This window comes from Streptomyces sp. NBC_00631, from assembly GCF_045206895.1.
In the GTDB taxonomy this organism is placed as follows: Bacteria; Actinomycetota; Actinomycetes; order Streptomycetales; family Streptomycetaceae; genus Streptomyces.
Window position 1 is genome coordinate 2,302,872 of record NZ_CP107734.1, and the last position, 13,100, is coordinate 2,315,971.

Annotated in this window: 12 protein-coding genes; 1 reads left to right on the plus strand and 11 read right to left on the minus strand. The window is 72.1% G+C overall.

Annotated features, from left to right (window positions below; translation table 11 throughout):
* Positions 1 to 40: 40 nt before the first annotated feature.
* The 3 genes from rpe to fmt all read right to left on the minus strand — a co-directional run bounded on the left by rpe (position 41) and on the right by fmt (position 3,436).
* Positions 41 to 727 carry a ribulose-phosphate 3-epimerase gene (gene rpe, locus OHB00_RS10535; protein WP_406433556.1) on the minus strand — a complete coding sequence of 229 codons (687 nt, stop codon included), beginning with the start codon at positions 725 to 727 and terminating at the stop codon, positions 41 to 43.
* A gap of 273 nt (positions 728 to 1,000) precedes the next feature.
* The gene (locus OHB00_RS10540) at positions 1,001 to 2,419 is read right to left on the minus strand and encodes an RsmB/NOP family class I SAM-dependent RNA methyltransferase (protein WP_406433558.1); all 1,419 of its coding nucleotides are present in this window, start codon (positions 2,417 to 2,419) and stop codon (positions 1,001 to 1,003) included.
* 84 nt (positions 2,420 to 2,503) lie between these two features.
* The gene (gene fmt / locus OHB00_RS10545; RefSeq protein WP_406433560.1) at positions 2,504 to 3,436 is read right to left on the minus strand and encodes a methionyl-tRNA formyltransferase; all 933 of its coding nucleotides are present in this window, start codon (positions 3,434 to 3,436) and stop codon (positions 2,504 to 2,506) included.
* Between the two features lie 325 nt (positions 3,437 to 3,761).
* Here fmt and OHB00_RS10550 point away from each other — a divergent pair, with 325 nt between their 5' ends.
* The gene (locus OHB00_RS10550) at positions 3,762 to 4,331 is read left to right on the plus strand and encodes a hypothetical protein (RefSeq protein ID WP_406433562.1); all 570 of its coding nucleotides are present in this window, start codon (positions 3,762 to 3,764) and stop codon (positions 4,329 to 4,331) included.
* Between the two features lie 99 nt (positions 4,332 to 4,430).
* Here OHB00_RS10550 and OHB00_RS10555 read toward each other — a convergent pair whose 3' ends face one another.
* The 8 genes from OHB00_RS10555 to OHB00_RS10590 all read right to left on the minus strand — a co-directional run bounded on the left by OHB00_RS10555 (position 4,431) and on the right by OHB00_RS10590 (position 13,034).
* Positions 4,431 to 6,602: a primosomal protein N' gene (locus tag OHB00_RS10555; RefSeq protein ID WP_406433564.1), complete on the minus strand. Its 2,172-nt coding sequence runs from the start codon at positions 6,600 to 6,602 to the stop codon at positions 4,431 to 4,433.
* Positions 6,603 to 6,754: 152 nt separating this feature from the next.
* Positions 6,755 to 7,963 carry a methionine adenosyltransferase gene (metK, locus tag OHB00_RS10560; protein ID WP_406433566.1) on the minus strand — a complete coding sequence of 403 codons (1,209 nt, stop codon included), beginning with the start codon at positions 7,961 to 7,963 and terminating at the stop codon, positions 6,755 to 6,757.
* A gap of 239 nt (positions 7,964 to 8,202) precedes the next feature.
* Entirely contained in the window at positions 8,203 to 9,408 is a 1,206-nt protein-coding gene (gene coaBC, locus OHB00_RS10565; protein ID WP_406433568.1) for a bifunctional phosphopantothenoylcysteine decarboxylase/phosphopantothenate--cysteine ligase CoaBC, read from the minus strand.
* Positions 9,409 to 9,505: 97 nt separating this feature from the next.
* A complete protein-coding gene (rpoZ, locus tag OHB00_RS10570) occupies positions 9,506 to 9,778 on the minus strand; it encodes a DNA-directed RNA polymerase subunit omega (RefSeq protein ID WP_005319902.1) in 273 nt (90 codons plus the stop codon).
* Positions 9,779 to 9,829: 51 nt separating this feature from the next.
* Positions 9,830 to 10,423: a guanylate kinase gene (gmk, locus tag OHB00_RS10575; RefSeq protein ID WP_189264612.1), complete on the minus strand. Its 594-nt coding sequence runs from the start codon at positions 10,421 to 10,423 to the stop codon at positions 9,830 to 9,832.
* A 60-nt stretch (positions 10,424 to 10,483) separates the two neighbouring features.
* Positions 10,484 to 10,807, minus strand: coding sequence for an integration host factor (locus tag OHB00_RS10580; protein ID WP_003977346.1), 324 nt, complete (start codon positions 10,805 to 10,807; stop codon positions 10,484 to 10,486).
* A gap of 278 nt (positions 10,808 to 11,085) precedes the next feature.
* Positions 11,086 to 11,931 (minus strand): orotidine-5'-phosphate decarboxylase, encoded by an 846-nt coding sequence (gene pyrF, locus OHB00_RS10585; RefSeq protein ID WP_406433570.1) that lies wholly within the window; start codon positions 11,929 to 11,931, stop codon positions 11,086 to 11,088.
* Positions 11,928 to 13,034 (minus strand): quinone-dependent dihydroorotate dehydrogenase, encoded by a 1,107-nt coding sequence (locus OHB00_RS10590; RefSeq protein ID WP_406445713.1) that lies wholly within the window; start codon positions 13,032 to 13,034, stop codon positions 11,928 to 11,930. Before OHB00_RS10590 ends, pyrF begins: the two co-directional genes overlap by 4 nt.
* Between the last annotated feature and the right edge of the window lie 66 nt (positions 13,035 to 13,100).

A 13,100-nucleotide genomic window follows, 5' to 3' on the forward strand; every position in this document is an offset into this window, starting at 1 on the left:
CTTGATCAGCCCTGATCGGAGCCGTTCACGTTCCCGTACCTCAGTGGTCGCACGCCCAGGACGCCTGGGCGATGGCCGTCTCCGCCTGCGTGCGTAGTGCACGTACCGCCTCTGCCGGGTCGTTTGCCCCGTACACCGCGGAACCTGCCACAAAAACGTCGGCTCCGGCGTCCGCGCACCGCTCGATCGTGGACGCGGAAACTCCGCCGTCGACCTGGAGCCAGAGCTCCAGTCCGTGCTTGCTGATCAACTCCCGGGTGCGGCGGATCTTGGGCAGCATGATGTCGAGGAAGGCCTGACCGCCGAAGCCCGGCTCCACCGTCATGATCAGCAGCATGTCCAGCTCGGGGAGCAGGTCCTCGTACGGTTCGATGGGCGTCGCGGGCTTGAGGGCCATGGAGGCGCGGGCGCCCTTCGCCCGGATCTCGCGCGCGAGCCGCACCGGGGCGGCCGCCGCCTCCACGTGGAAGGTGACCGAGGAGGCACCCGCTTCGACGTACTGCGGTGCCCACCGGTCGGGGGCCTCGATCATCAGATGGCAGTCCAGCGGGGTGTCCGTAGCACGGGCCAGGGACTCTACGACCGGCACACCGAGCGTGAGGTTCGGGACGAAGTGGTTGTCCATGACGTCGACGTGGAGCCAGTCGGCGCCTTCGACCGCCTTCGCCTCGTCCGCGAGGCGGGCGAAGTCGGCGGACAGGATACTGGGGTTGATCTGCACGGCCATGCCCCAAGCGTGCCATGCCCTGACGGGGTGGGCCGAGTGGGGTTCGGGGGTGGATGCGGTCCGTTGTGAGCCGCGGGCGTGCGGGGGCTGGTCGCGCAGTTCCCCGCGCCCCTACCGGGCGCTTCGCCCACCGTGTCTCACCAGCCGCGGGCAGTCGTGCCTCCCCCAGTGCCTCAAGGGCCTGGGAGGTACCCCCAGGGCGGCACGGGTGGGCGCTGGGGCCCCCTCTGGGGGAAGCACCCGGCCGGCGCCGGGAGCGCCCCCACCCCCACCTCAGCCGGTCCGGCGGATCAGTGCCAGGTACATCGCGTCGGTGCCGTGCAGATGCGGCCACAGCTGCACGTCGGGCCCCTCGCCCAGCTCCGGCACCCCCGGCAGCAACGGGCGCGCGTCCACCAGCTCCGTCTCCGGACGCTGCTTGAGAATGTCCTGCACGACCGCGCGCGTCTCCGCGAGGTGCGGGGAACAGGTCGCGTAGCCGACGACACCGCCCACCCGCACGGAGTCGACGGCGGTGCGCAGCAGGGCCCGCTGCAGCGGGCCGAAGTTGTCGAGGTCCTCGGGGCGGCGGCGCCACCGTGCCTCGGGACGGCGGCGCAACGCGCCCAAGCCCGTGCACGGGACGTCCATCAGGACCCGGTCGAAGCTGCCGGGACGCCACGGCGGCCGGGTGCCGTCGGCGGCGATCACCTGGTAGGGCCCCGGGTTGCCGTGCAGCGCCTTCTCGACCAGCCCGGCCCGGTGCGGCTGCTTCTCGGAGGCGAGCAGCACGGCCCCCCGCTCGGCGGCGAGCGCGCCGAGCAGCGCGGCCTTGCCGCCGGGGCCTGCGCAGCCGTCCAGCCACTTCTCGTCCGAGCCCTCGACCGGCACGTTGGCGAGCGCGAGGGCGACCAGCTGGCTGCCCTCGTCCTGCACACCCGCCCTGCCCTCCTGCACCGCCGTGATGGCGCCGGGCTCCCCGCCCTCCGCGAGCCGCACGGCGTACGGCGACCAGTGCCCCGGTACGGCGGCCTCCTCCCCGAGCAGTTCCTCGGTGGTGGCCCGCCCCGGCCGGGCGACCAGCGTCACCTCGGGCCGCTCGTTGTCGGCGGTCAGCAGCTCCTCGATCCCCGCACGGCCGCCCCCCAGCGAGTCCCAGAGCGCGGAGACGACCCACCTGGGGTGTGAGTGCACCACGGCCAGATGATCCTCGGGGTCATCGTCGTAAGGCGGCGCGACCTTGGCGATCCAGCCGTCGAGATCGTCCTGCGCGACCTTGCGGAGCACGGCGTTGACGAACTTGGCCCGCCCGTCGCCCAGCACCACCCGGGCCAGTTCGACGGAGGCGGAGACGGCGGCGTGGCTGGGAATCCGGGTCCCGAGCAGCTGATGCACCCCCAGGCTGAGCACGTCCAGCACCGGCGGGTCCACCTCGCGCAGCGGCCGGTCGACGCACTCGGCGATGATCGCGTCGTACGTCCCCTGCCGGCGCAGCGTCCCGTACACCAGCTCGGTCGCGAGCGCGGCGTCCCGTCCGTCGAAGTCGCCCTTCTCCCGTGCCTTGCGCAGCAGTGGCGGCAGCACGAGGTTGGCGTACGCGTCCCGCTCGTCCACGGCGCGCAGCGCCTCGAAGGCGAGGATGCGGACGGGGTCCTTCTGGGGACGGCGGTAGGGCTTGGCGGGCCTGCGCGGCCGCCGGGACTGCTCGCTCACGAAAAAGGTGCTCCGGTCATGGGAATGAGGCGACTCCCAGCGTACGCCGGGTACGCCGGAGAGCCGCTGCTGGGGAACGGGGACTCAGTCGCCGAGCGTCTCCCCGGCGCCGATGCGCACACCGCGGGCCCAGTCGGCGGCCCGCATCGGCTTCTTGCCCTGGGCCTGAACCCACAGCATCTCCACGGCGTACGACCCCGTCCCCACATGCACGTTGTTCTTCCCGACGGCGATCTGCGCCGGGGCGAGATCGGTCCGCTCGGGCACCGGCGTCACCTGGATGAGCTTGAGCCGCTCACCGCGGAAGGTGGTCCAGGCACCCGGGGCCGGAGTGCAGCCCCGCACCACCCGGTCGACCCGCAGCGCCGGCGCCGACCAGTCGATCTTCGCGTCCTCGACGCCGATCTTCGGCGCGAGGGTGATGCCCTCCGCCGGCTGCGGTACGGCCTTGAGCGTGCCGTCCTCGATACCGTCCATGGTCGCGGCGAGCAGCCCGGCCCCGGCGAAGGCGAGCCGGGTGAGCAGGTCACCGCTGGTGTCGGTGGGCCGGACCTCCTCGGTGACGGTCCCGTAGACGGGCCCGGAGTCCAGCCCCTCCTCGATGAGGAACGTAGAAGCGCCCGTGATCTCGTCCCCCGCCATGATGGAGTGCTGGACGGGAGCCGCACCGCGCCAGGCGGGAAGCAGCGAGAAGTGCAGGTTGACCCACCCGTGGGCGGGTACGTCGAGCGCGACCCGCGGCAGCAGGGCGCCGTACGCCACCACCGGACAGCAGTCCGGCGCGATCTCCGTCAGCCGCTCCAGAAACTCCGGATCGCGGGGCTTGACCGGCCTCAGCACCTCGATCCCGGCCTCCATCGCCCGCTCGGCCACAGGCGAAGCGACCAGCCTGCGCCCCCGCCCGGCCGGCGCGTCGGGCCGCGTGACCACGGCGGCCACCTCGTGCCGTCCGGAGGAGACGAGAGCGTCCAGAGCAGGAACGGCGACTTCGGGAGTACCGGCGAAGACAAGCTTCATGGGCGACTGCGACCCTCTCCAACGACATCGACACGGGCAACAAACAAGTCTATGCCGCCCCGATCACCCACCCCCACAGCCCACGGCAAGCCGCCGGCGGTGGGCACCCCCGCAGGTCGCTCAACCTCTCTGCTGACCGGGACGGGTGGTGCGTGAGTGGGAGAACTCCCCGGTGGTGCACCCCCGCCGCACGGCGTACGCATATGCCCATACGCCCCCACACCGTGACCAGCGGAGCGCCCACGCGTTGGTCAAGAGAGAGTTGACCACAACGGGCCGCATACGCGCGGCCCATTCCTTTCACGCCGGTTCGAGAGGCTTGTTCATGGCCGACCACGCAACCCACGACGCCCAGGCCCGGGCCAGCCTGCACTTGCTGGTGCGGGACATCGAGCGGGTCCGCCGCCAGGTGGACGCACTACGCACGCTCACCGCCCAGTTGGGCAACGTCTACCGCCCGCGCCGCTCCGGCCCGTCCACGGGCTTCGTCGTCTACGGACGCGCCCCCGCCCCGACGGTCCGTCTCGCCCAGGAACTCCGGGACAGCGTCGAAACCCTGGTCACGGCCGCCGTGGACTTCGACCGTTCACTCGGCTTCTCGTGGGACGCGGTGGGCTCCGCGCTCGGAGTCACCAAGCAGGCGGTGCACCGCCGTTACGGCGCCCGGCGCGCCGCCTCCCAGACGGCGGCCACGGCCGAGCCCGACCTGTCCACGGAAGTGTCGGGCACCCGCACGATCAACGTGGGCGGCGGACTCCCCACCGTGCCGACGGTCCCGGCCGCCCGCTCCATGCCGACCCAGCCGACCGCCGGCAGCCCCACCCTGCGCGACGAGGCCAGGCCAACCGCCTTCCCCGGCCCCCGCAACGCAACGGCTGACGTCCACCACAGCTGACGCACGCCACGGCCGAACGGCCCCACGGCTGACCTCAAGGGCTGATCCGCCCGCCCCTGCCCTCCCGGCAAGCATCCGGGAGGGCAGCCGTCTGCCAGGTCACCCGATGTCCGGCGGATCGATCCGCACCCGAACCGCCTCCCCGCCCCCGCCCGCGCTGCCGCCTCCGCTCCCCCGCGCCATCCGCGCGGCCTGAGCCGACTTCAGCGCGGCGGCCAGCGCCGCCCCGCTGCCCGGCGGCACCCGTACCAGCGCCCGCTCCCAGTGCTCCCCCGGCGGCGGCGCCCCCGCCCGCCGAGGCGCCCCGGCCCGCGCCACGGGCACCGGCACCGGCCCCAACACCTCGGCGTCCGGAGGAAGTCCGGCCGTACCGAGGAACTCGGCGAGCGCCTCCGCCGTCCCCGAGACCGCCGCCATCCGCGACACCGGCGGAAACCCGAGCTCCGCCCGCTCGGCCAGCTCCCGGACCGCGTGCCCGACGGGATCCCACCGCACCAGCGCCTGCACGGGCCGCAGGGTGGGCTCCGCGACGACGACCACCGTCCCACCGTCCCCCTGCGGCCGCACCAGCGCCCCGGCCGCGATCCACCGGCGCAGCGCGTCCTCACCGGCGCGCAGATCCGGCCGCCCCAGCATGGCCCACCCGTCCAGCAGCAGGGCCGCCGCATACCCCCCCTCGGCGACCGGTTCCGCACCCGGTGTACTCACGACCAGCGCGGGCGTCCCCGGCACGGTGTCCAGCACCTGCTCACGACCCGAGGTCCGAACGGGTACGGCGGGAAAGGCCCGCCCCAGCTCCTCGGCGGTCCGCCGGGCCCCGACCACCTGTGCCCGCAACCGGAACCCACCGCACTCCGGGCAGTGCCAGTCGCTCTCCTCGCGCCCGCACCACCCGCACCCCAGCGCGCCTGCGTCCCGCGCCTCCAGGGGGCCGGCGCAGTGCCGGCAGCGCGCCGGTGCCCGGCACTGGGCACAGGCCATCCGGGGCACATACCCCCGCCGCGGCACCTGCACCAGCACCGGCCCGTGTCGCAGTCCGTCCCGGACCGCCTGCCAGGCGAGCGTCGGCAGCCGGGCGGCCCGCGCCGCCTCGTCCCGCGCGAGGTCTCCGTCCCCGACCGTCCGCACCAGGGGCGCGGCCTGCCGTACCTGTTCCCTGCCCGCGGCCAAGGGCCGCGCCCAGCCGTTCGCCACGAGCTGCGCGGCCTCCACCGTGCAGCTCCAACTCCCGAGCAGAAAACCGCACTTGTCCAGCGCGGCACGCAACAGCAGCACGTCCCGCGCATGCGGCTGCGGGGCGTGCTGCTCGCTGTGGCTGTCGTCCCCGTCGTCCCAGATCGCGACGAGCCCGAGGTCCCGCACGGGCGCGAACATGGCCGCCCGCGTCCCCACCACCGCCCGCACCGACCCACGGCTGACGGCGAGCCACTGCGCGTACCGCTTCTCGGGCCCGGCGTCGGCCGTGAGCAGCGCGTGCCGTCCGTCGCCCAGCACCGCGGTGAGCGCGGCATCGACCCGCGCGGCGGCCCGTCCGTCCGGTACGACGACGAGCGCGCCGCGTCCCGAGGCGAGTGTGGCGGCGACGGCCCGGGCGATCTCCTCGCTCCATCCGGACCCCGGCAGGGCGTTCCACACCGCGCGCGGCGCACCGCCGGAGGCCAGCGCCTCGACGAAGGCGGCCCCGTGCTCGTACCGCGACCAGCTCCCGGTACCCGGCACGGGCGGGGGCGGCAGCGGCTCGGGGGACGGCCGCTTCTCGGCCCGCGCGCTGCGCGGCGGCACGGCCAGCTGGAGCACGTCCGCGAGGCTCCCCGCGTACCGGTCGGCGACCGCCCGTGCGAGCCGCAGCAGTTCCTCGCTCAGCACCGGCTCGGGCGACACCACCTGGGCCAGCGCGGCCAGCGGCCCCGAGTAGTCGGACTCGGCGAGCCGCTCGACGAGGAACCCGTCGATGAGCCCCCCGCCCTCCCGGCGCCCGTCCCGCACCCGGTGCCGGCCTGCCCCGAACCGCACCCGGACCCGCACCCCGGGCTGCGCGTCGGCGTCCAGCTCGGCGGGGACGGCGTAGTCGAAGTACCGGTCGAGATGGAGCACGCCCTTGTCCACGAGCACCCGCGCGACCGGCAACCGCTCGGCCAGCGCGGCCCCCCGCCAGGTCCGCGGCTTGGCCCGCGGCACCTTGGCCCCCCGCACGCTCTCCCGAATGAGCGCGAGCTGCTCCGGCGGCACCCCTCCGGCGCCCCCGCCCCCCTGCCCGTTCTCGCTGCTCACCCTTGCATTCTTACCAAACGCCACTGACAACCGACGCCGCCCGAGCCCACTCCGGCAACCGGACACCGGCAGCGGGAAGAAAGCTTCCGGGACGCGCCGAAGGCCCGGTCTCCCCGCGGGGAGACCGGGCCTTCGGCGAGGCGGCTTCGGGGTTACAGGCCCGCGGCCGTGCGCAGGGCGTCCACGCGGTCCGTACGCTCCCAGGTGAATTCGGGGAGCTCGCGGCCGAAGTGGCCGTACGCGGCGGTCTGGGCGTAGATCGGGCGGAGCAGGTCGAGGTCGCGGATGATGGCTGCCGGACGCAGGTCGAAGACCTCGTCGATCGCCTTCTCGATCTTCTCGTGGTCGACCTTGGCCGTGCCGAAGGTCTCGACGAAGAGACCGACGGGCTCGGCCTTGCCGATCGCGTAGGCGATCTGGACCTCGCAGCGGGCGGCCAGGCCGGCCGCGACGACGTTCTTGGCGACCCAGCGCATGGCGTAGGCGGCCGAGCGGTCGACCTTGGACGGGTCCTTGCCGGAGAACGCACCGCCGCCGTGGCGGGCCATGCCGCCGTAGGTGTCGATGATGATCTTGCGGCCGGTCAGGCCGGCGTCACCCATCGGGCCGCCGATCTCGAAGCGGCCGGTCGGGTTGACCAGCAGACGGTAGTTCTCGGTGTCGAGCTTGATGCCGTCGTCCAGCAGCGCCTTCAGCTCCGGCTCCACGACGAACTCGCGGATGTCGGGGGCGAGCAGCGACTCCAGGTCGATGTCCGAGGCGTGCTGGCTGGAGACCACGACCGTGTCGAGGCGGACGGCCTTGTCGCCGTCGTACTCGATGGTGACCTGCGTCTTGCCGTCGGGGCGCAGGTAGGGGATGGTGCCGTTCTTTCGGACCTCGGAGAGCCGCTTCGACAGCCGGTGCGCCAGGAAGATCGGCAGCGGCATCAGGGTGGGCGTCTCGTCGGTCGCGTAGCCGAACATCAGGCCCTGGTCGCCGGCGCCCTGCTTGTCGAGCTCGTCCTCGTCGCCCTCGACCCGGTTCTCGTACGCCGTGTCCACGCCCTGGGCGATGTCCGGGGACTGCGCGCCGATCGAGACCGAGACGCCGCAGGAGGCTCCGTCGAAGCCCTTCTTCGAGGAGTCGTAGCCGATCTCAAGGATCTTGTTGCGGACCAGCGTCGCGATGTCCGCGTACGTCTTGGTCGTGACCTCGCCGGCCACGTGCACGAGGCCGGTGGTGATCAGCGTCTCGACGGCGACCCGGGAGGTCGGGTCCTCGCGCAGAAGCGCGTCGAGAATGGTGTCGCTGATCTGGTCAGCGATCTTGTCGGGGTGGCCCTCGGTCACGGACTCCGAGGTGAACAGGCGACGGGACACAACGCTCCCTGGGGTTGCAGCGGCTGCTGGCTGATCATTGGCGGACGACACGGGGGCTGCACCCGGGCATCGTCCGAGAACAGTTTATCGGTCGCACTCGGCCGCCGGCCCACCTGTCTCGACACTCGGGAGTGCTGTGACCTGCGGCACGGGCATTCTGCCCAATGGCCGACGGCCTTGGCCAGAGCCATCGCACCGTAATGTCACACCCGAGAAAGTTGACATATGGCTGAAATAAGTTAACCCAAACGGGCCGCCACCAGGTCCCACACGGTGTCGGCCAGAGCCTCCTTCGGCCCGTGCGGCACAGGAGTCTCGCTGCCGTCGGCGCCGAGCACCACGGCCTCGTTCTCCTCGGAGCCGAAGGTCTTCCGCTCTCCCACCTCGTTCACCACGAGCAGGTCGCAGCCCTTGCGGGCCAGCTTGGTCCGGCCGTTGGCGAGGACGTCGTCGGTCTCGGCGGCGAAGCCGACGATCACCTGTCCGGACCGCGCCCGGTCGGCCGAGATCTCCGCGAGGATGTCCGGATTCCGCACCAGGACGATCGGCTCGGGATCCTGCCCGTCCTTCTTCTTGATCTTCCCGGCGGCGTAGACCGCGGGACGGAAGTCGGCGACGGCCGCGGCCATCACCACCGCGTCGGCGTCGGCGGCCGCCTTCAGCACCGCCTCGCGCAGCTGGACGGCCGTGCCGACCGGGACGACGTCCACGCCGGCCGGGTCCGGCAGGCCGGCGGTGTTCGCGGCGACCAGCGTCACCCGGGCACCCCGGGCGGCGGCCGTGCGGGCGAGGGCGTAGCCCTGCTTGCCGGAGGAGCGGTTGCCGAGGAAGCGGACGGGGTCGAGGGGCTCGCGGGTGCCCCCGGCGGAGACGACGACATGGCGGCCGGCCAGGTCGGGTTCCCGCGCTCCCCGGGCGAGGACGCGACGGCAGGCCTCGAAGATCTCCGCCGGGTCGGGCAGGCGGCCCTTGCCGGTGTCGACGCCGGTGAGGCGGCCGACCGCCGGTTCGATCACGACGGCGCCACGGCGGCGCAGCGTGGCGACGTTCTCCTGGGTGGCCGGGTGCTCCCACATCTCGGTGTGCATCGCGGGGGCGAAGACGACCGGGCAGCGGGCCGTGAGGAGGGTGTTGGTGAGCAGGTCGTCGGCGAGGCCGTGGGCCGCCTTGCCCAGCATGTCGGCGGTGGCGGGGGCGACGACGACCAGGTCGGCGTGCTGGCCGATCCGGACGTGCGGGACCTCTTCGACGTGGTCCCAGACCTCGGTGGAGACGGGGTTGCCGGAGAGGGCGGACCAGGTGGCGGCGCCGACGAAGTGCAGCGCGGAGGCGGTGGGGACGACCCGGACGTCATGGCCCGACTCCGTGAACCTTCTCAGCAGCTCACAGGCCTTGTACGCGGCGATGCCGCCGCTGACCCCCAGCACGACCTTCGGCTTGTCCACCGGGCCTCCACTCGTCGATTCCATGACGCCATCACACACCACAGGCCCGACAGTCAGCTGCCGGGCCTGTGGATAAGTCAACTGCAATACGAAAGTACTACTGAGCCGGGCCTTCGATGGCCTCGGAGGTCAGCAGACCCGCGTTGATCTCGCGCAGGGCGATGGAGAGCGGCTTCTCGTGGACGTGGGTGTCGACGAGCGGACCGACGTACTCAAGGAGGCCCTCGCCGAGCTGCGAGTAGTACGCGTTGATCTGGCGCGCGCGCTTGGCCGCGTAGATCACGAGGCTGTACTTCGAGTCGGTGGCCTCAAGAAGCTCGTCGATCGGAGGGTTGATGATGCCCTCGGGCGCGGTGATGGAAGAGGACACGCTCTGCCTTCCGATGGATGGGAAAGATTCAGTGTGCATGATCAGTGACGATCACACAACGTCCATCAAGGCTAGCAGCTCGCGCGCCACGTCCTCGACGGAGGTGTTGACCAGTGTCTCGTCGAACTCCGGCTCGGCCGCGAGTTCGATCTTGGCCGCGTCCAGCCGGCGCTCGATCACCTCGGGCGCCTCGGTGCCGCGTCCGGTGAGCCTGCGCACCAGCTCCTCCCAGGAGGGCGGGGCCAGGAACACCAGCCGGCCCTCCGGCATGGTCTCGCGGACCTGACGGGCGCCCTGGAGGTCGATCTCCAGGAGGACCGGCACGCCGGCTTCGAGGTGCTCCAGCACCGCGGCACGCGGGGTGCCGTAGCGGTTGCCGGCGAATTCGGCCCACTCCAGGAGTTCGCCGTTGGCGATCAGCTTGTCCATCTCCTCGTCGGAGACGAAGAAGTAGTGGACTCCGTGCTTCTCACCCGGGCGGGGCCTGCGGGTGGTCGCCGACACCGAGAGCCAGACCTCCGGGTGCTCCTTGCGCATATGAGCGACGACCGTGCTCTTGCCGACCCCGGAGGGGCCGGAGAGCACGGTCAGCCGCGGACGTACGTCCGGGGGCTCGGGGGTCGTCCCCCGGAATGTTGCAGCCATGCAGCGATTATTCCAGCAATCGCGGGCTGCCCGGGACGGCTGTCCCGGGCAGCCCGGCGATCAGGAGCCGGTGCTGCCGAACTCGCGCTCCAGGGAGGCGATCTGGTTGGACCCGAGGCCACGCACCCGGCGGCTCTCGGAGATCCCGAGTCGCTCCATGATCTGCTTGGCGCGGACCTTGCCCACGCCCGGCAGGGACTCAAGCAGGGCGGAGACCTTCATCTTGCCGATGACGTCGTTTTCCTGGCCCTGCTTGATGACCTCGTGAAGAGAGGCGCCGGAGTGCTTGAGTCGATTCTTGACCTCGGCCCGCTCCCGGCGAGCCGCGGCGGCCTTTTCGAGCGCGGCTGCGCGCTGTTCAGGGGTAAGGGGCGGAAGAGCCACGCCTACGTCACCTCGGATGTCGAACTGTCGGATACGGACCGGTGAGGAACCTAGTCGCCCCACACCTGGGGAGCTACGAGCAACACGCTTGCCCGCGGACTCTGCTCGGAGACTAGCGGGCAAGTCCGCCGGAGTCAGCGAGAACAGCGGAAAAGTCCTGGTCAGCCTCCGTGAGGCCGGACATTTCAGACATACTGCCCCGGATTTGAGGATGTATTCACGCTCGGGCCGTCGCCGAAGTGCCCACCGGAGCAGTCACCGGCGTCTCGTCGGAGCCCTCACCGACCTGCGACGACACCCCGGATCTCGCCCGCGAACCGCTCCGCGGCCGCCCGCAGCGCCGTCACGTCCGGACCGTGACGCAAAACACCTCGGCTCACGTTTGGAACCACGTTGCGCACCGCGGCCCCGAAGACCGTGGGAAGGTCGGCCGCCGTCGCCCCCTGGGCGCCCACGCCGGGCGCGAGGAGCGGACCGTTGATGTCGAGGTCGTACGACGACAGGTCGCCGACCGTGGCACCGACGACGGCGCCGAAGGAGCCCAGCGGCTCCTCCCCCGCGTTCTCGGCGGCCAGGTGGGCCAGCATGGTGGCGCCGACCGTACGGCCGTCGGCGCGCACCGCGTGCTGCACCTCCGGCCCCTCCGGATTGGAGGTCAGCGCCAGCACGAACAGGCCGGCCCCGCTCTCCCTGGCCAGCGCGACGGCCGGGCTGAGCGAGCCGTAGCCCAGGTAGGGCGAGACGGTCAGGGCGTCCGAGAACAGCGGGGCGTCCTTGTGCAGATAGGCCTCGGCGTACCCGGCCATGGTGGAGCCGATGTCGCCGCGCTTGGCGTCCATCACGACCAGCGTCCCGGCCGCCCGCGCCTCCTGCACCACCCGCTCAAGGACCGCGACCCCCCGCGAGCCGAACCGCTCGAAGAACGCGCTCTGCGGCTTCATCACGGCGACCCGGTCCGCCACCGCCTCGACGACGGTACGGCTGAACCGCTCCAGGCCCGCCACGTCGTCGTTCAGACCCCATTCGGAGAGCAGCGAGGCGTGCGGGTCGATACCGACGCACAGCGGGCCGCGCTCGTCCATCACGTGGCGCAGCCGCGCGCCGAAGGGCTCCGACGGGCTCATACGGTCTTCCTCACGTCGGCGCCGACCGCGTCGGCGAGGGTGGCGTACGGGCTGGTGCGCAGACGCGCGGCGAGGCCCTTGTGGAGGGCGCGAGCGTAAAACGGCCCCTCGTAGATGAAGGCGCTGTAGCCCTGGACCAGCGTGGCACCGGCCAGGATGCGCTGCCAGGCGTCCTCGGCGTTCTCGACGCCCCCGACGCCCACCAGGGTGATCCGGTCGCCCACGCGGGCGTACAGGCGCCTCAGCACCTCCAGCGAGCGCGTTTTGAGCGGCGCCCCGGAGAGCCCGCCGGTCTCCTTCACCAGGGCGGGATCGGACCGCAGCCCCAGCCCCTCCCGCGCGATGGTGGTGTTGGTCGCGATGATCCCGTCGAGCCCCAGTTCGAGGGCCAGATCCGCGACGGCGTCCACATCCTCGTCGGCGAGGTCCGGCGCGATCTTCACCAGCAGCGGCACCCGGCGGTTCGCGGCCACACGGTCGGCGGCCTCGCGCACGGCCGTCAGGAGCGGACGCAGTTGATCGACGGCCTGGAGGCTGCGCAGCCCCGGGGTGTTCGGGGACGACACGTTCACGACGAGGTAGTCGGCGTACGGTGCGAGCCGCTCGGCGGACTTCACGTAGTCGCCGACGGCTTCCGCCTCCGGTACGACCTTGGTCTTGCCGATGTTGACACCGACGACGGTCCTGAAGACGGCCTCACGGGTCGCCAGCCGCGCGGCGACGGCCAGCGAACCGTCGTTGTTGAAACCCATGCGGTTGATCAGCGCCCGGTCGGCGACCAGCCGGAACAGCCGCTTCTTGGGATTGCCGGGCTGCGCGTCCCCGGTCACGGTCCCGATCTCGACGTGGTCGAACCCCAGCATCGACATCCCGTCGATCGCCACCGCGTTCTTGTCGAACCCGGCGGCCAGCCCGAAGGGCCCGTGCATCCGCAGCCCGAAGGCCTCGGTGCGCAGCTCCTTGTAGCGGGGAGCCAGGGCGGCCGCGACGAAGGTGCGCAGGACGGGGACACGGGCCGCGAGCCGGATCCACCGGAAGGCGAGGTGGTGGGCGGCTTCGGGGTCCATCCGCCGGAAGACGAGCTGGAAGAAGATCTTGTACATCATGTCCTCATGAAGAGGGGGACACCGCTTTCCGGTGCCCCCCTCGGTAGACGGCTGGGCCACGCG

Bases quoted from the DNA above. Each gene is read 5' to 3' on its own strand.
- OHB00_RS10550 (WP_406433562.1), top strand. From the start codon at position 3,762: ATGGCCGACCACGCAACCCACGACGCCCAGGCCCGGGCCAGCCTGCAC.
- pyrF (WP_406433570.1), bottom strand. From the start codon at position 11,931: ATGAGCCCGTCGGAGCCCTTCGGCGCGCGGCTGCGCCACGTGATGGAC.
- gmk (WP_189264612.1), bottom strand. From the start codon at position 10,423: ATGGCTGCAACATTCCGGGGGACGACCCCCGAGCCCCCGGACGTACGT.
- fmt (WP_406433560.1), bottom strand. From the start codon at position 3,436: ATGAAGCTTGTCTTCGCCGGTACTCCCGAAGTCGCCGTTCCTGCTCTG.
- rpe (WP_406433556.1), bottom strand. From the start codon at position 727: ATGGCCGTGCAGATCAACCCCAGTATCCTGTCCGCCGACTTCGCCCGC.
- OHB00_RS10590 (WP_406445713.1), bottom strand. From the start codon at position 13,034: ATGTACAAGATCTTCTTCCAGCTCGTCTTCCGGCGGATGGACCCCGAA.